This window comes from Helicobacter pylori (genome assembly GCF_030062585.1).
GTDB lineage: Bacteria > Campylobacterota > Campylobacteria > Campylobacterales > Helicobacteraceae > Helicobacter > Helicobacter pylori_CN.
Genome location: NZ_CP071935.1, coordinates 1,036,837 through 1,053,789, shown reverse-complemented (window position 1 = coordinate 1,053,789; position 16,953 = coordinate 1,036,837). Strand labels below are relative to the sequence as shown.

General features: G+C 38.9%; 17 protein-coding genes and 2 pseudogenes. 8 read left to right on the top strand and 11 right to left on the bottom strand.

Features of this window, described 5'->3' with window-relative positions; genetic code table 11:
- Positions 1 to 156 precede the first annotated feature (156 nt).
- From exbB to sabA, 4 genes are all read left to right on the top strand, one after another.
- Positions 157 to 594: a TonB-system energizer ExbB gene (gene exbB / locus J5F42_RS04955; RefSeq protein WP_000508566.1), complete on the top strand. Its 438-nt coding sequence runs from the start codon at positions 157 to 159 to the stop codon at positions 592 to 594.
- Positions 591 to 980 (top strand): TonB system transport protein ExbD, encoded by a 390-nt coding sequence (gene exbD / locus J5F42_RS04950; protein ID WP_000836372.1) that lies wholly within the window; start codon positions 591 to 593, stop codon positions 978 to 980. Before exbB ends, exbD begins: the two co-directional genes overlap by 4 nt.
- Positions 946 to 1,806 carry an energy transducer TonB family protein gene (locus tag J5F42_RS04945; RefSeq protein ID WP_283491174.1) on the top strand — a complete coding sequence of 287 codons (861 nt, stop codon included), beginning with the start codon at positions 946 to 948 and terminating at the stop codon, positions 1,804 to 1,806. Before exbD ends, J5F42_RS04945 begins: the two co-directional genes overlap by 35 nt.
- Before the next feature lie 184 nt (positions 1,807 to 1,990).
- Complete coding sequence (gene sabA, locus J5F42_RS04940) at positions 1,991 to 4,078, top strand: Hop family adhesin SabA/HopD (RefSeq protein WP_283491173.1); 2,088 nt, start codon at positions 1,991 to 1,993, stop codon at positions 4,076 to 4,078.
- A 116-nt stretch (positions 4,079 to 4,194) separates the two neighbouring features.
- Here the strand turns inward: sabA and J5F42_RS04935 are convergent, their stop codons facing one another.
- The 9 genes from J5F42_RS04935 to J5F42_RS04895 form a co-directional block, all read right to left on the bottom strand.
- Positions 4,195 to 4,923: a TerC family protein gene (locus tag J5F42_RS04935; protein ID WP_078247924.1), complete on the bottom strand. Its 729-nt coding sequence runs from the start codon at positions 4,921 to 4,923 to the stop codon at positions 4,195 to 4,197.
- 6 nt (positions 4,924 to 4,929) lie between these two features.
- A complete protein-coding gene (gene corA, locus J5F42_RS04930) occupies positions 4,930 to 5,886 on the bottom strand; it encodes a magnesium/cobalt transporter CorA (protein WP_283491172.1) in 957 nt (318 codons plus the stop codon).
- 15 nt (positions 5,887 to 5,901) lie between these two features.
- The gene (locus tag J5F42_RS04925) at positions 5,902 to 7,110 is read right to left on the bottom strand and encodes a phosphoglycerate kinase (protein ID WP_283491171.1); all 1,209 of its coding nucleotides are present in this window, start codon (positions 7,108 to 7,110) and stop codon (positions 5,902 to 5,904) included.
- Between the two features lie 14 nt (positions 7,111 to 7,124).
- Entirely contained in the window at positions 7,125 to 8,117 is a 993-nt protein-coding gene (gene gap / locus J5F42_RS04920) for a type I glyceraldehyde-3-phosphate dehydrogenase (protein ID WP_283491170.1), read from the bottom strand.
- 88 nt (positions 8,118 to 8,205) lie between these two features.
- Positions 8,206 to 8,907, bottom strand: coding sequence for a uracil-DNA glycosylase (gene ung / locus J5F42_RS04915; RefSeq protein ID WP_283491169.1), 702 nt, complete (start codon positions 8,905 to 8,907; stop codon positions 8,206 to 8,208).
- On the bottom strand, positions 8,904 to 9,617 hold the full coding sequence (locus J5F42_RS04910) for a 1-acyl-sn-glycerol-3-phosphate acyltransferase (protein WP_078259303.1): 714 nt from the start codon (positions 9,615 to 9,617) through the stop codon (positions 8,904 to 8,906). The genes ung and J5F42_RS04910 overlap by 4 nt, the downstream gene beginning before the upstream one ends.
- Positions 9,604 to 10,767 (bottom strand): SH3 domain-containing protein, encoded by a 1,164-nt coding sequence (locus tag J5F42_RS04905; RefSeq protein WP_283491168.1) that lies wholly within the window; start codon positions 10,765 to 10,767, stop codon positions 9,604 to 9,606. Before J5F42_RS04905 ends, J5F42_RS04910 begins: the two co-directional genes overlap by 14 nt.
- Before the next feature lie 6 nt (positions 10,768 to 10,773).
- Positions 10,774 to 12,138 carry a S41 family peptidase gene (locus J5F42_RS04900; RefSeq protein ID WP_198973019.1) on the bottom strand — a complete coding sequence of 455 codons (1,365 nt, stop codon included), beginning with the start codon at positions 12,136 to 12,138 and terminating at the stop codon, positions 10,774 to 10,776.
- Positions 12,139 to 12,247: 109 nt separating this feature from the next.
- Positions 12,248 to 12,472 carry a DNA methyltransferase gene (locus J5F42_RS04895; RefSeq protein ID WP_283491167.1) on the bottom strand — a complete coding sequence of 75 codons (225 nt, stop codon included), beginning with the start codon at positions 12,470 to 12,472 and terminating at the stop codon, positions 12,248 to 12,250.
- 63 nt (positions 12,473 to 12,535) lie between these two features.
- Between J5F42_RS04895 and J5F42_RS04890 the strand changes: the two are divergent.
- Together J5F42_RS04890 and J5F42_RS04885 are read left to right on the top strand one after the other, a co-directional pair.
- A pseudogene (locus J5F42_RS04890) lies at positions 12,536 to 12,684 on the top strand (DNA methyltransferase); the annotation flags it as partial.
- 112 nt (positions 12,685 to 12,796) lie between these two features.
- Positions 12,797 to 13,039 carry a type II restriction endonuclease gene (locus tag J5F42_RS04885; RefSeq protein ID WP_258865955.1) on the top strand — a complete coding sequence of 81 codons (243 nt, stop codon included), beginning with the start codon at positions 12,797 to 12,799 and terminating at the stop codon, positions 13,037 to 13,039.
- 305 nt (positions 13,040 to 13,344) lie between these two features.
- Here J5F42_RS04885 and J5F42_RS04880 read toward each other — a convergent pair whose 3' ends face one another.
- A complete protein-coding gene (locus J5F42_RS04880) occupies positions 13,345 to 14,607 on the bottom strand; it encodes a glycosyltransferase family 9 protein (protein ID WP_283491610.1) in 1,263 nt (420 codons plus the stop codon).
- A 223-nt stretch (positions 14,608 to 14,830) separates the two neighbouring features.
- On the opposite strand from J5F42_RS04880, the gene J5F42_RS04875 reads away from it, so the two are divergent.
- Together J5F42_RS04875 and J5F42_RS04870 are read left to right on the top strand one after the other, a co-directional pair.
- A complete protein-coding gene (locus tag J5F42_RS04875) occupies positions 14,831 to 15,016 on the top strand; it encodes a hypothetical protein (protein ID WP_000081404.1) in 186 nt (61 codons plus the stop codon).
- 98 nt (positions 15,017 to 15,114) lie between these two features.
- The gene (locus J5F42_RS04870) at positions 15,115 to 16,572 is read left to right on the top strand and encodes a glycosyltransferase family 9 protein (protein ID WP_283491166.1); all 1,458 of its coding nucleotides are present in this window, start codon (positions 15,115 to 15,117) and stop codon (positions 16,570 to 16,572) included.
- A gap of 297 nt (positions 16,573 to 16,869) precedes the next feature.
- On the opposite strand, the pseudogene J5F42_RS04865 reads toward J5F42_RS04870, so the two are convergent.
- A pseudogene (locus J5F42_RS04865) lies at positions 16,870 to 16,953 on the bottom strand (DNA methyltransferase); the annotation flags it as partial.

Genomic DNA, 16,953 nt, shown 5'->3' with positions numbered 1-16,953 from the left:
AAAACAATATAATCAACAAACTAACATTCTTTTATCATTTTGGAGCATTTATGCGAACGAATGCTTCTTATGAGAGCGCATGCTCTTTAGAGTATGTCTGTATCGCATATTGCTTTAATCTTAAGGGAATTGTTTTATCATAGACAAGGAGTTTTTATGGGCGGTTTTTCAGTGGGAATGTTGAAAGATTATGTGGACATATTTGTTTTTGCGGTGCTTGGCGTGGCCAGTTTTTTAGCTTTGTGGTTTGCGATTGAAAGGGTTATTTTTTATTCTAAAGTCAATTTGAAAGCTTATGATGATATAGACGCCTTGAATTTGGATTTAACCAAGAATCTAACCATTCTCTATGTGATTTATTCTAACGCGCCTTATGTGGGCTTATTAGGGACGGTTTTAGGGATCATGGTGATTTTCTATGACATGGGCGTGAGTGGCGGGATGGACGCTAAAACGATCATGGTAGGTTTGTCTTTGGCTTTAAAAGCGACCGCTCTAGGGCTTGCTGTGGCGATTCCCACTTTGATCGCTTATAATAGCTTGTTGAGAAAATCTGATGTTTTGAGTGAAAAATTCAGGATCATGAAAAAATGAAAAGCATCAGAAGAGGCGATGGGCTGAATGTTGTCCCTTTCATTGATATTATGCTCGTTTTGCTAGCGATTGTGTTAAGCGTTTCTACTTTTATTGCGCAAGGTAAGATTAAAGTCAGTCTACCTAACGCTAAAAATGCGGAAAAATCCCAGCCAAACGATCAAAAAGTGGTGGTCATCTCTGTGGATGAGCATGACAATATTTTCGTAGATGACAAACCGATGAATTTAGAAGCTTTGAGCGCTGTAGTCAAACAAACAGACCCTAAAACCCTTATAGACTTAAAAAGCGACAAAAGCTCTCGTTTTGAAACTTTTATCAGCATTATGGATATTTTAAAAGAGCATAATCATGAAAATTTCTCCATCTCCACGCAAGCTCAGTAAAGTTTCAACAAGTGTCAGCTTTTTAATCTCTTTTGCCCTATACGCTATAGGGTTTGGCTATTTTTTACTGCGCGAAGACACCCCAGAGCCTTTAGCGCAAGCTGGGACCACTAAGGTTACCATGAGTTTAGCCAGCATTAACACCAATTCTAAAGTGAAGACGAATGCCGAATCCGCTAAACCCAAAGAAGAGCCTAAAGAAGAACCCAAGAAAGAAGAGCCAAAAAAAGAAGTAGCAAAGCCTAAGCCTAAGCCTAAACCCAAGCCAAAACCCAAGCCCAAGCCCAAGCCTGAACCCAAACTCAAACCTGAACCAAAGCCAAAACCTAAGCCTGAGCCAAAACCCGAGCCTAAAGTTGAAAAACCTAAGAAAGAAGAGCCTAAAGAAGAACCCAAAAAAGAAGAAGCTAAAGAGGAAGCTAAAGAAAAAAGCACTCCTAAACAAGTAACGACTAAAGATATAGTCAAAGAAAAAGACAAGCAAGAAGAGTCTAACAAGACTTCTGAGGGCGCTACTTCTGAAGCTCAAGCTTATAACCCAGGTGTGAGCAACGAATTTTTAATGAAGATCCAAACCGCTATTTCTTCTAAGAACCGCTATCCCAAAATGGCGCAGATTAGGGGCATTGAGGGCGAAGTGTTGGTGAGCTTTACGATCAATGCTGATGGGAGCGTTACAGACATTAAAGTGGTCAAAAGCAACACGACTGATATTTTAAACCATGCGGCTTTAGAAGCCATTAAGAACGCGGCGCATTTGTTCCCTAAACCAGACGAAACCGTGCATCTAAAAATCCCTATCGCTTATAGCTTGAAAGAAGACTAACTAGTCTTTCTTTTAGGGGCGATTCAAGCCTTAAAAGCCGGGTCAAAATCCCCATTTTTCCCAATTTTTACAAAAAAAAAAAAAACAAAATCTCTAAAATTTAGCACTAAAATTAGTTAAAATTCCATTCATCGTTTATAATATAAGCTTCTTTTAAGAAGAAAAATCTAATGAAAGGAAAAACATGAAAATCAAAAAATCTCTCTTGCTCTCTCTTTCTCTCATGCTCTCATTATCAAGAGCTGAAGATGACGGCTTTTACATGAGCGTGGGCTATCAGATCGGTGAAGCGGTTCAAAAAGTGAAAAACACTGGAGCGTTGCAAAATCTTGCGGACAGATACGATAACTTAAGCAACCTTTTAAACCAATACAATTACTTAAATTCCTTAGTCAATCTAGCCAGCACGCCCAGCGCGATTACCGGTGCGATTGATAATTTAAGCTCAAGCGCCATTAATCTCACTAGCGCTACCACCACTTCTCCGGCCTATCAAGCTGTGGCTTTAGCGCTCAATGCCGCTGTGGGCATGTGGCAAGTCATAGCCTTTGGCATCAGCTGTGGTCCTGGCCCCAATCTTGGCCCAGAACATTTAGAAAATGGGGGCGTTCGATCGTTTGACAACACGCCCAACTACAGCTACAACACCGGTAGCGGAACGACCACCACCACTTGCAATGGAGCCAGTAATGTAGGGCCAAATGGTATCCTATCTAGTAGTGAATACCAGGTTCTCAATACCGCTTATCAAACTATCCAAACCGCTTTAAACCAAAGTCAAGGAGGCGGGATGCCTGCCTTGAATAGCTCTAAAAATATGGTAGTCAATATCAATCAAACTTTCACAAGAAACCCTACCACAGAATACACTTACCCCAATGGGAATGGCAATTATTATTCAGGCGGTTCATCAATCCCAATCCAGCTAAAGATTAGCAGCGTCAATGACGCCGAAAACCTTTTGCAACAAGCCGCTACTATCATCAATGTCCTTACCACTCAAAACCCGCATGTGAATGGTGGCGGTGGGGCATGGGGGTTTAGCGGCAAGACCGGGAATGTGATGGATATTTTTGGCGATAGCTTTAATGCTATTAACGAAATGATCAAAAACGCTCAAACAGCCCTAGCAAAAACCAAACAGCTTAACGCTAATGAAAACACCCAAATCACGCAACCAGACAATTTCAACCCCTACACTTCTGAAGACAAAGGGTTCGCTCAAGAAATGCTCAATAGAGCTAACGCTCAAGCAGAGATTTTAAATTTAGCCCAACAAGTAGCGGACAATTTCCACAGCATTCAAGGGCCTATCCAACAAGATCTAGAAGAATGCACGGCAGGATCGGCTGGTGTGATTAACGATAACACTTATGGTTCAGGTTGCGCGTTTGTGAAAGAGACTCTCAATTCTTTAGAGCAACACACCGCTTATTATGGCAATCAGGTCAATCAAGAAAAAGCCTTGGCTCAAACCATTTTGAATTTTAAAGAAGCCCTTAACACCCTGAATAAAGACTCAAAAGCGATCAATAGCGGTATCTCTCACTTGCCTAACGCTAAGCCTCTTCAAAACATGACGCATGCCACTCAAAACCCTAATTCCCCAGAAGGTTTGCTCACTTATTCTTTAAATGCAGACAAATACAACCAGCTCCAAACCACTGCGCAAGAATTAGGCAAAAACCCTTTCAGGCGCTTTGGCATGATCAGCTCTCAAACCAATAACGGGGCGATGAATGGCATTGGCGTGCAAGTGGGCTACAAACAATTCTTTGGTAAAAAAAGAAGGTGCGGGTTAAGGTATTACGGCTTTTTTGATTACAACCATGCTTATATCAAATCTAATTTTTTTAACTCGGCTTCTGATGTGTGGACTTATGGGGTGGGTATGGATGCGCTTTATAACTTCATCAACGATAAAAACACCAACTTTTTAGGCAAAAATAACAAGCTTTCTGTGGGGCTTTTTGGTGGTTTTGCGTTAGCTGGGACTTCGTGGCTTAATTCTGAATTCGTGAATTTGAACATGGTGGGTAGTATCTATAGCGCTAAGATGAATGTGGCTAATTTCCAATTTTTATTCAATTTAGGCTTGAGGATGAATCTCGCTAGGCCTAAGAAAAAAGACAGCGATCATGCCGCTCAGCATGGCATGGAATTGGGCGTGAAAATCCCTACCATTAACACGGATTATTACTCTTTCATGGGGGCTGAACTCAAATACAGAAGGCTCTATAGCGTGTATCTCAATTATGTGTTTGCTTACTAGGTGGCACAAATCCTCTTTTTAAGGGGGCTTCATTACGAAATGCCCCTATGCGCTTATGAATTTTGATTAAAATTTAGTTGTTCATAAAAGCATGAAAGCCTTTTAAAAAACGCTTTTTAACTTTTTTTCATTTTCTTTTCTATGAAAATATTCAAGCATTCTATGAGTAAGGCAAAACCAATACCCGCATACAAATAATTTTTATCAACATGCAAATGCAAGCCTTCTAAAAACAAAAACACGCCCACAACGAGCAAAAAAACAAAGGCTAAAGTTTTGATGCGATAATGCCTTTCAATAAAATCGCCAACGATTTTGGAAAAAAACATCATCACGATTACAGATAAAATAATAGCAAGCGCCATGACTTCTAAGTGTTTAGCGATCCCAATAGCCGTGATCACGGAGTCTAAAGAAAAGACAATGTCTAAAAACATGATTTCTATTAAAGTGATGAAAAAGCCAAACGCTTTTTCTTGGTGTTTTTCTTTAGGGTAGATCTGCTCTTTTAATTCCACTAACGCTTTAAAAGCCAAAAACGCCCCCCCTACAAGCAGCACCACATCACGCCATGAAAAGCTCATGCCCGCTATAGCGAATAAAGGCTTTTGCAAATGGCTGATAAAAAACAAACTCCCTAAAAGCCCTATACGAGCGATCATCGCTAAGCCCAAGCCTAAAATCATGGCCTTATTTTGCTGGTGTTTGGGGAGTTTATAAACCATCACCGTGATAAAAATGATGTTATCAATCCCTAAAACGATCTCTAAAAGCGTGAGCGTAGCCAAGGAGACTATACCATGCGGTGTAGAAAGAGCGTCTAAGAGTGAGGATAAAAATTCCATAAAAGGCTACAACCAACCCTTCTTTTTAAAATAGAGCACAGGCAAAATCGTAGAAATCGCCATGGCAATCAGTGCAAAAAGATACCCATATTGCCATTCTAACTCCGGCATGAATTTAAAATTCATGCCATAAATCGTGCCAATCAATGTGGGAGGCATCATCGCCATGGTCGCCACAGTGAAGAGCTTGATGATTTTATTTTGCTCCACATTGACTTGAGAAGCGAACAGGTTTTGAATGTTATCAAGCGAGTTGAGATTGACCGTTGTAGACTCCACCAAAGAGCTAAAATCGGTTAAAATGATATTTAAATTATTTTTAGTATCGCTATCCACTTTATTGCTCCTTAATAAAGCGGTGATAATGCGCCGTTTGTCAAAAAAAGAATCCCTTAAAGCCACATTAAATTCTTGCAAATTGGACAAGCGCACTAAAATATCATCATGCGTAGAAGTTTCTTTGAAAATGATGTTTTTGCGCAACAGGCTCATTTGTTTGTTGATCCACTCCAAACATTCCACGCCTTTTTCAAAATACACTTCAAAGATTTTGGTTAGAATATCAAACCCGTCTTCAAATTTTTTAGGGCTAGCCAAAACCTTTTTTTGGATAGAATCAAAGATTTCTAAAGTCCCGTAATAAATCGTGAAAAGAATGTTATTAGACAAAATAAAGGTCGCCATTTCCGTGTGGAAAGTCTCATTTTCATCCTGGTTGGTGAAAAAAGCGTTGATCGTAACGCTGGAGCTGTCTTCCCAATATTTGGTTACTGATGAGACTCGTTGGGAATGGTCTGTGTTGTAGTGGATGGCGTATTCTTGGCTTAGAGTGGCTAATTCATTGGGCGTGGGGTTGACTAATTCAAACCATAAAACTTCATTTTCTTCTATATCAAAACCATTAAAATCATTAAAGCGTTTTTTAATGACAAATTTTTGCTGTTTGAAAAACACGTTCACCATAAGCGATCCTTAGAGTTAATGGCGTTTGTCCAAAACCTCAAAACAAGGTAAAATTTTGCCCTCTAATAATTCCAAACTCGCTCCCCCACCGGTAGAAATAAAGCTCATGTTATCCTTTTCGCCCGCGCGGTTGATCGCATCAATGGTATCGCCCCCACCAATGAGCGAGAAAGCGTAAGTGTCAGCGATTTTGTGGGCTAAAAAGGTTGTGCCTCTGGCAAATTCTTGTTTTTCATGCACGCCTAAGGGGCCATTCCATATGATCGTGGGCGCGCTCTCTATGACTTCAGAAAATAATTTCACGCTCGCAGGCCCTATATCAGCGATCTTGTGTTTAGGCTCAATGTCTTGGACGGGTGAAATTTTGATGTGTTTGGGGTTGAGAATGTCATCAGTGGTAACAGCGTCTATGGGTAAATAGACTTTGACTTTTTTTTCTTTGGCGCTTTGCAATAACTCTAGGGCGTCATTGATTAGAGCGTCTTCTACAGAAGAATCTTGCACATCATAGCCTAAGGCTTTTAAGAAAGTGTTACTCATCGCTCCGGCAATGATGATTTTGTCAATGAGATCTAAAATGTTTTTTAATAGGGTGAGTTTGGAGCTGACCTTAGCCCCCCCTACAATCAACAACAAAGGGCGTAAAGGGTGGTTAAACGCTTGATAAAACGAATCAATTTCTTTTTTGAGTAAGAACCCGCTCACTTTAATAGGGGCGAATTTGGCGGTGCCATAAGTGCTGGCATGCTTTCTGTGGCTCGTGCCAAAAGCGTCATTCACAAACACATCGCACAAGCCCGCTAAATCCTTAGCCAGATTTTCATCATTTTCTTCTTCGCCTTTTAAAAAGCGGATGTTTTCTAAAAGAAAAATCCTTGTGGGCGCGTTTTCGTTTAAGGCTTGCTTGAGTTGTGCGATGTTTTGAGAAAAAACCACTTCATGATTTAAAAGTCTTTCAAGGCGTTTTAAAAAGGGTTTTAAACTCAATTTTTCTTCAACCCCTTTAGGGCGGCCCAAGTGGCTCACTAAAATAATATCTTTAGCCTTATTGTCAATACAATATTGGATGGTGGGCAAGCTCTCTCTAATGCGCGTGTCATCAGTGATATTCAAATTTTCATCTAAAGGCACATTAAAATCCACTCTAATAAGCACCCTTTTATGATTGACATCCACCTCTTGAATGTTTTTAACGTTTTGCATAAACGACATTTTAGCTAACATGAAAATCCTTTCTTTTAATTTTGCGCTATATATTGCGCCATGTCTATCAAGCGCTCGCTATAACCCATCTCATTATCATACCATGCCAATACTTTAGCATTTTTTTCGCCTATTGTCATGATTTGGTCATCAATCACGATCGCGCTAAAAGGCGAAGAAATAAAATCGCTTGAAACAAGCCTTTCTTCATCAACACTCACAATCCCTTTAAAGGCATGCTTACAAGCGTCTTTAAGCGCATGCTGAACGCTTGCTTTACTCACGGATTTTTTAAAACTTAAAGACAAATCCACCAAGCTCACATTAGGGGTAGGCACTCTAATCGCAAGGCCTGTAATTTTAGGGCCTAAATGCGGTAAGACCAGCGAAATGGCTTTGCTCACGCCGGTGCTTGTGGGGATGAGGTTAAGGCCGGCCGCTCTAGCGCGACGGATGTCTTTGTGCTTGGTGTCTAAAAGGTTTTGATCGTTAGTGTAGCTGTGGATGGTGGTTAAAAGCGCGTTTTCTACTTTAAAGGCTTCATCTAAGATTTTTAATAAAGGAGCGCTAGCATTAGTCGTACAAGAAGCGTTAGAAATCACGCTTTCGTTATGGTAATTCTTATGATTCACCCCATAGACAAAGGTGGGCGTATTTTGCGCGGGAGCGGAGATGATGACTTTTTTCACGCTGTTTTTAAGATGAGCGCTTGAAGCTTCTAAGGAATTGAATTTGCCGGTGCATTCTATGATGATTTCTGCGTTAGCGACAGAAAAATCAAGCTTGTTAATGTCTCGCTCACTCAACACTAAAATGTTTTTACTATGCCCGATATTTAGGGTTCTATTGGCGTTTAATTGGGCTTCAAAATGCCCATGCACGCTGTCATGACGGATCAAATGCAAAAGAGTTTCTAATTCAGTGGTAGAATTGATAGCGACGATTTCTATATCTTTTCTTTGACTAGCGACCCTTATAGCGCACAAACCGATGCGCCCGGTCCCATTGATAGCGATTTTAATTGGCATGTTTTCCCTTTATTCAAAAATTAACATTCTATCACAAATGCTCTTAAATCAAGGCATTCTTAAGGGGTTCTGTTTCATTAAGCATCAATCACAAACTGAAATCAAAATCCTTATGATAAACCTCTCGGTAAGCTTTTTGAACGCTTGTAAAAACCCCACTCCCTAAAAACCCCCTAGATAGTGGGCTAGGGTGAGGGGCTGTGATGATGATGTGTTTGTTTTTGGGAATTAGCGCGATCTTTTTTTGGGCGACTTTCCCTAGTAACACCACGATTAAAGGGGAGATCGTTTCAAAAAGGCGAATCAGTATCCTATCGCTAAAAGCTTCCCAGCCAATATGCTTGTGCGAAGCGGCCTTATTTTTTTCCACGCTTAAAATGGCGTTCAATAACAGCATGCCCCTTTTAGCCCATGCACTCAAATCCCCACAACAAGGCACAGGCACGCCCAAATTCGCATGCAATTCTTTAAAAATATTTTTTAAGCTTGGAGGGATGGGGGCATTTTTTTCCACGCTAAAGCTTAAGCCCATCGCCACCGGCAATTCTTGCTCATTTTCTAGGTAGGTGGAATGGTAGGGGTCTTGCCCTAAAAGGATGATTTTAACCGCATAAGGGGGCGTTAGATTGAACGCATAAAACAGATTAGAGCTTTTGGGGAAAATGGTTTTAGGGCTTTTTAGGGCTTCTAAGTAGCGTTTTTCTATTTCTAAAAAATAAGGTTTTTTAAATTCGCTTTGCAAAAACTCCCGCCAAGCTAAACTCAAAGGAGCGTAGTCAAAAAGCTTCATGCGTTTAGTTCGTGGTAGTGTTTTAAATACTCTTTTTGCATGCGTTCTTGTAATTCTTCATACCAGGTGGGCGAGTTAAAATCAGGCGTATAGCTTTCTAGCATGACTAAACGGGTGCGTGCTTTATAGGCTTCTAGGGGCTTGGAATTAAAGATTTTAATGGAATTGATTAACACCATGGGCTGGATTTTGAGCTGGAATTTTTCGGCGATGATTTTAGCCCCTTGCTTGAAAGGGAGGAATTTTTCTCCTCCCTTGCCTCTAGTGCCTTCAGGGAAAATCACTAAAGGGCGGTTTTGATCTAGCTTTTCTTTACACGCTTTCAAAAGGCTCACGATCCCCTTTTTATCCTCTCTGTCAATTAAAATCATTCCCGTATCGGTTAAGGCATGCCCATAAAAAGGGATTTCGCCCAGCTCTTTTTTAGCGATCCAGCAAATATTGCTAGGGTGGTAGGCTTCTAAATAAATAATGTCCAGTAAGCTTTGATGGTTTAAGACAATGAGTTTAGCGTCCGTATCAAAAGCGCCTATTTTTTCTAAATTAACCCCTGTGAGCGTGAAAAAACACGCACAAGTTTTACGGCTAGAGCGTGCGTTATTGTTTTTGCGGTTAAAATAATTGAAAACAATGATAACGGCTAAGCCTATAGCGATCACTAAAGCCCTATAAATCGCTCTTAAATGATTGGACTTTTTATTTGACTTCATCTTTTTTGACCCATCCTATTTGTTCATGCGGCGTTAGGATTTTATAATAATCATCATGCGAGCCTAAGATTTTAATCGGCATTTCATTTTTAGAAAGCCCTAAAATGGTGGAATTTTGCGTGGGCAGAATGCGGATTTTTTTATGAGCGAGCAATAGGGCTGATTTTTGCGTGAATAAAAGGTGATACAAAACAAACCCTAAGCACAAAACCCCAAGCCCTAAAAAAATGAGTTTGCGCCCAAAAATGAAAAACAGCGCCAAGAAAAACACGCACAAAGCGAGCAGCGCCACATTAGAAAAAACTAAAAAATTGTTTTTAGGGATGAGATCGCTTTGAATACCGGTAGTGTCTTGAGTGGGAATGGCTGAAAAAGATAAGGTTTTAAACTGCCTATTAGAAAGCGAAAAATAATCAAAAGAAAGGTTTTGAAGGGTTTTAGGCAACACGCAATAATAAAAAACGCTCCCTTCTTTAGCCTTGATCTGATTTAAAGAGGCGTTATCAAACCCTTGCTTGATCGCTTCTTTGATGTGGAAATCTTCCCAAGTGGCTTCTTTGAACGCTAATTCCATCACCAAAATATTGTTTTTATCGTCATAGTCTTTGGTTTTGTATTGCACAACTTGTAAATCTTTAGCCATGATTTTTGCGTAACGAGGGTTTTTGGATAAATCCGTTACTTGCAAAGCAACTTTGGGAGCTATGGAATGATCGATGTATTTGTCTTTATTGGAAAATGCGCTCACTTCTAAGGACGGAATAATCGCTTTTACGCCCTTAATCTTGTAATAATAAGTCGCTCTGAAAAGCTCTTTTTCCACCTTTTTCCATTTAGGCATCTTATTCAAAAGCTCAATTTGGGTTTTATCCAACCCGTCTTTGATTTTGGCTTCCAAAAACTCAGCGTCAAACAGCAATAAATCATAAGTTACGCCTATAATTTGACCGATATAAACCGGGTTGTTTTCTAAATCTTCTAATTGGGGGATTTTCACATAAGCCACTTTAGCCTTGATTTCTTCTGGCTCATTAGCGTTCTCGGCAACCAAAAAGCCTACCCAAAAGCTTAAAATCAAACTGATGATTTTAAGGATTTTGATTGAGTGGGTGCAAAAACTCATTAACGATTTTTCAAATAAAAACCCCATGAGTTTTTATTTCTTCTTAGGCGCTTTTTCATCCATTTTCTCATCAACGATAGACCAGGTTTTCAAGCTGTCAATAGCGGTTTTTAGCTGGATATCATCATTGATCATTTTAGGAGTAACCTCTTTTTCCTCTTCGTTTTTCTTGTCTTTATCCGCCTCTTTGGAATTAGGGGTTTTATCATCAATCTTTTTAAGCTCTTGCTCTAAATGGTGTTTTAGATCCGCTTCTTTCAAGCTGAATTTATTTTCATTTTCTGGCGCTTTACCCGGATAAATCACAATATCAGGCGTGATCCCCTTAGCTTGAATGGTGCGCCCGCTCGGTAAATAGTAGCGTGCGGTTGTGATTTTAATGGCTTCGTCTTTATTGACAGGGAGCAGCATCTGCACGCTTCCCTTACCAAAGGTTTTTTCACCGATAATCACGGCTCGTTTGTGATCTTGCAGTGCTCCTGCTACGATCTCGCTCGCGCTCGCTGAACCGCCATTGACTAACACCGCTATAGGCAAATTGGTATAAGGGGCTCTGCCATTAGCCTTGTATTCTAAATTTTCTTCTTTATTTTTGCCTTTTTGAGAGACTAAAACCCCCTCTTTAATGAAGAGGTTAGACAAGCCCACCGCCTGGTTTAATAGCCCTCCAGGATTGCCTCTTAAATCCAACACGATCCCCTTAGCCTTAGGGTTGGCTTTCAAGCCTTCTAAAACCGATTTGGTAACATTCTTGTCAAAACCACTCACTCTCACATACAGATAAGGGGTTTTTTCAATCTTTTTCACATAGACAGAGGGGAGTTTAATGATGTCTCTAATGATGTTAAACACCAAGGGTTTTGGCTCGTTTTTTCTCACAATGGTGATCTGAATAGGGGTCTTTGGCTTGCCGCGCATGAGATTGATCGCATCATCAATGCTCATGCTCAGCGTGCTTTCGTTATTGATTTTTAGAATGTTATCGCCTGATTTAACCCCAGCCTTGTAAGCGGGAGTGCCTTCTAAGGGAGCAATAACGGTTAAAACGCCATCGCGCATGCCCACCGTGATCCCAAGCCCCCCAAATTCACCCTCGGTTTGAGCTTGAAATTCCTTAAACTTCTTTTCATTCAAATACGCTGAATGCGCGTCCAAATTAGAGAGCAAGCCTTCAATCGCTTTAGTCATGATCTCAGAAATACTGATTTTATCCACATATTTTTTTTCAATTTCTGTAACCACATTAGAGAAACGACTGAACGCTTCCACCCTTTTAGCCGCTAATTCTTGCGGATCTTCTTTAACCGGCTTGACCGGCTTTTTCTCCTTAACTTCACCACCATGCAAACTCACCGCAAGAGAAATCGCTAACAACCCTTTAAAAAGTCGTTTTGTCATTGTTAATAGCACCACCCATTTTTGAGATTAGAAAGAATCACCTTTAAGGTTTTATTCAATTTTTGCGTTTATTCTATCTAAAATTTAGATAACATGCCCATTCATTCACTCATTTTGAGCCTAAACGATACAACAAAAACGCATAACTCCCCGATCCGTTCACATGCAAATCGCAAAGCATGCCCGTTACAAAAACATTAGAAATGGGGCTTACTTTAGAGCCTCTATCGCAAACTAAAGCGAGATTAGATAATACAGAATAAAGTGAAAACTGATCCTCCGCCTCTGCGATAGATATTGTTATCGCTTGCTTCCTTGCTGATGAATGCGGCATCAAAGTCAAAATCTCCGATGGCTTTGGCTTGGCGCGATAAGATAAGGGCGATATTGGCATTAAATGGGGGAGCATTTTGAGAGCGTGATTTTGTCTCGTCTTAAAAAGGTTATAGGCGGTTTTAAAAGCGGTGCACTTAAAGAATTTATGGAGGTGGGGTAATAAAAGTTTATGTATTAGAAAGCTATGAAGAGATTTTAAAAGCCTTAAAAGAAGCGCTCATTTGGTAAGGAGAAGCAAATTTTTACAACACTAAAAGCGATAATTTTCGTGTTATAATCAGTTAGATATATTTGGTGGCAATTGAGTGTTTGGAAGGTAGTTATGGAGTCAGTCAAACAAAATTTTATTGAAAAACTTAAGGTTTTTGCAACAGAATTGACTGGCCATGTTACAACTCAGTTGGGAGATTGGAAAATTAAAGGATTTATTAATATAGATAAAAATATTTATACAATTTCACCAGATACTAAAATTATTTCAAAAATTCTTGAAATCCAACTTTTCCCTAAGTTTAAAACATTTGCTAAGAAAAATGGTTATAAAATCATTATTGCTGAAAAATAAAATTGGTATCCTGATCTATCTTTTGTGTGCGAGAAAAATCCAAACATAAAGTTTGCTTGATGCACAGATTAGAGATTAGTGCTCTATAACATGCATGCTAAACTTCTAATAAGGTAATCATCGTTATAATCTTTCTCATGTTTTTTAAGGAGCGTTATAATGAAAACGAACGAAGCGCAATTTTATTTGGAACAGACCTAATTGCATAATTACAACCTCTATTTACACCCCTTATCTAGTCAGACACCCTAAAAGCAAGGATGGAAAACGGCGTTATAATAATAGATGGCGTTGTTTGGACTGCTTCACACTTCTTCTATGAAGTAATCTTTATCAATATCGTCAGGAGTGTTCTCTTTTAATAAATGTGGGGCGTGCTCTTTGATGCTTGCTATCACAGCACTAGGTTTTATCATATTCACATTTCGTTGTTCCCAAATTTTCTTTGATTCTCTAAGATTTGCAAATTCGGTGGGATAAATCACATGATGGGTAGCGCAAAGCGTTTTAGGATAAGGGTGAAAGGTTGCATAAGAACTGCCATTGCTTAAAATAAAAATGTAAGGCACTTTAAGAGCCGCTGCAAAATGAGCGATACTGGATTCATTCCCTAATGCAAATTCAGCACCCTTAATGATATAGGCGTATTCCAATAAGCTAGTTTTTCCTACTAACGATATGGCATTTTTATGAGCTTTTACCAATTTAGCAGCTTCTTTTGCTTCTGTGGGCGTCGTCCCACAAATCACTAGCTGAATGTCTGCATTCAAATAACGCACAATCCTATTAAAATACCTATAACACCTAAAAAAATCGCTTGATCCCAAATTCAATACGCCATAGCGAGAACTCAAACCATTGAGTAAATTTTGCGAACTTTCTTTAAGAACCGAAGATGGTGGCAATTCCATGCCAAAAGATACAGGAGCTAAATCCACTCCTTTAAAAGTTTTGAAAAAAGCAGAAAATAAGTCTTGATGGAATTCAAATAAGAATTTGCTCACCTTAGGGATATTGAAAAGATGGGTGTAAAAATGGCTGATTTTCCCATCGCTAACATAGACACTATGATGGCCCCTATCCACAAAAGGTTCATGCCTTACGCTAACCTTAAAAGAAGCGTCTAAGTGTTTCATCACTATATCATCTCTTAAAATATCGCCCCAAGGCAAAATGGGGTTAATGGCAATCTCGTAATGCGTTTTTTTAAGCATCAACAATTCATTGTAGCGCTTGATGAAAAATTTGAGCAAATAACGCAGAAATCTAAAAGCATGCTGCCTGCTGTGAATGTATCCATTATATTGATTCCAAATGGAATGATCTAAGAAAATAAATTCATCAACGTAAGGGCTATCGGCAACCACACTCAAATCTTTAATGATTGAATTGCCAATAAAAACAATCTTATAATCTTTGTAATGCTCTTTGAAGGGGGCAAAAAAATTGCGCGTTAAAATATAATCCCCCACCACATCTAGTCTCACAATACACAAGGCTTTTTCTGTGGCGTTTTGGCGTTTAATGGGGGTGATAGAAAGCAGCTTATCAATCAGGCGTTGCGTCATTTCAAAGAGCCTTAAAGACCAATCAGAAGTCTTTCGGTTAAAATAAGCGTATAACAGCACAATAGGTAATAGTAGTATTGCAATAGGTAATAGTAGTTTCAAAATATTAATCCCAAACAAAAATTTTATCTTGTAGTGTAACACAAATTTAAAACTTTGATACACCAGCACCACAGATTTAGGCACAGAGCTAAGGCTAAAAAATTATCTGTGGCTTCATTAAGTGAGTCAAAACCCCTCTATTGGGTTTTACCCTAACGAACTCAGCGCCTCCATTGCCAGATGGCGGCCTTTCAATGAGCGTTTTTTAGGCATCACCCCGCCTAATGGCTCAAACGATATGGGTTTGATTGACATTGAAAAAGAGGGTGAAAAGATTGTGGGTTTTATCAATTACCGCAAGATGTAGCTTTGATAAGAGACTTTTTGTTATAATCACACCTTTATTTATTCTTAATCCTTTGCGTGGATTTTACATGATTGAACGCTAAAAAATAGGAGCTATTTTTGAAATTTTTACTCTCTTTGTTTTTAAAATCAAAATTATCTTATCTTTATTATTACCCTTATATAGCTTTCGTTTTGATGGTTGCAACCATTGCAAAAATTCCTCTTATTCAAAAGATTCCAATTGTTAGAAGGTTCTTTAAAAGTCGTTATACTTTTCAAAAAGATAGCCTTATTCGCATCCAAAACCAACTAGACAGATTGCTCACCCTTACAAAGCCTATCTCTCCACCCATTCGTAAAAAAACCTTATGTTTTATCCGCTTGGACATTATTGGAGATTATATACTCTATCGCAATTTTTTACCTCTTTTTAAAAAATATTTTGAAAATTATGAAACCACCTTTATTGGAAACGCTACTATCAAGGATATGGCAACCCATTGCGATTCCCAATATATAGATAAGTTTATCTTTTTAGATAACATTTATTGGGAAAAATACTTGCGGATTGGCGCTAATGGCTCACGCCTTTCAAAATTAAAAGAATTGTTATTTTTTCTCCCAAAGTTCATGAGAAAACGCTACGAAGATGTTTCTAATTTAAGAAAAGAAAGCTATGAGATATGCATTAATAGTTCTATGTTTTATTTTTCAACCAAAGAAGACGCTATTATAAAGCACTTGATTGCCGAAAATAAAGTGGGGGTTTTTTGCACCCACCCAATAGAATCTTCCTTTAGGACTGATTATAGAAAGAGAGGGGAAATTAGAAAAAGTTTTTACACGCATTTGTTCTACCCTAAAGAAGTGCCGCAATTCCTCTATGATTCCAATCAAGATTTTTTTCAGTCTTTTTTTAAGCATTTTAAAGGCGTGGATATAGGGTTTGTTGAACTTGAATTAAAACTCCCCATCGCTTTTGAATATGAAAAGTTTAAGAATATTCTAAAACCACCTTATGGCGTGTTGAATCTCGGAGCTAGCGATGATTTTAGAGCGTATAAGCGCTTTGATGAGATGATCTATTTTTTAAATCCTGACTACCAACTCATTCTTTGCGGGAACTCTAAAAAAGATGAAAAGCTTGCCAATTCCATTCTAAAACGCCACAAAAATGCCATTTCTTTAGTCAATCAAACCGGTTTGATAGAATACCTTTATCTTTTAAAGAACGCTAGTTTTGCGATGGGCAATGAGTCTTCCATCACGCATTTGAGCGCTTGTTTGAAGATCCCTCATGCGTTCATAGTCTCTTCAGGTCGCTCAAGCCCAAGATTCCACCCCTACCCAAAGAAAGTTGGCCCTAATATCCACATGATCTATCCAAGGGATTTTCAAAAAATAATTTCTAGGTCTAGCAACTGGATGTTCAAAGCCATGACTATGCCGCACCCGCCAGTGGATTCTGTGAACCCACAAGATATTATTAGCGCCATTAAACATTTTGCACCTCATCTCTTGAAAGAAGATGCGCCATCTAATACCAAAGAAACAACCTATTTTGAACGAGTTTGATTGCGTTACAAGTTTTTAGAGAATAACTTTCAGTTTTAGATTGTAAAAGACATAAAAATCTGCTTTTGACTGAGCGATTATATAAACTCTTTTCAAATTCAAGCTCTTAAAAAAGGCTTTATTTTCCAACGAAGACGCTTGGACTTTTGACTTTAATAGATAAATCAGGTAAATATGGACAATCATAACCCTACCACTTTCTAATACCCATTCCCATAAACCTGATACAAGTTTTCCTTATACCTAAACTCACACTCTTTTAAATGGAGTAAATGGTTGATTTATGAGTGATTTTTGCTATGTTAAACGATACAACAAAAACGCATAACTCCCCGATCCGTTCACATGCAAATCGCAAAGCATGCCCGTTACAAAAACATT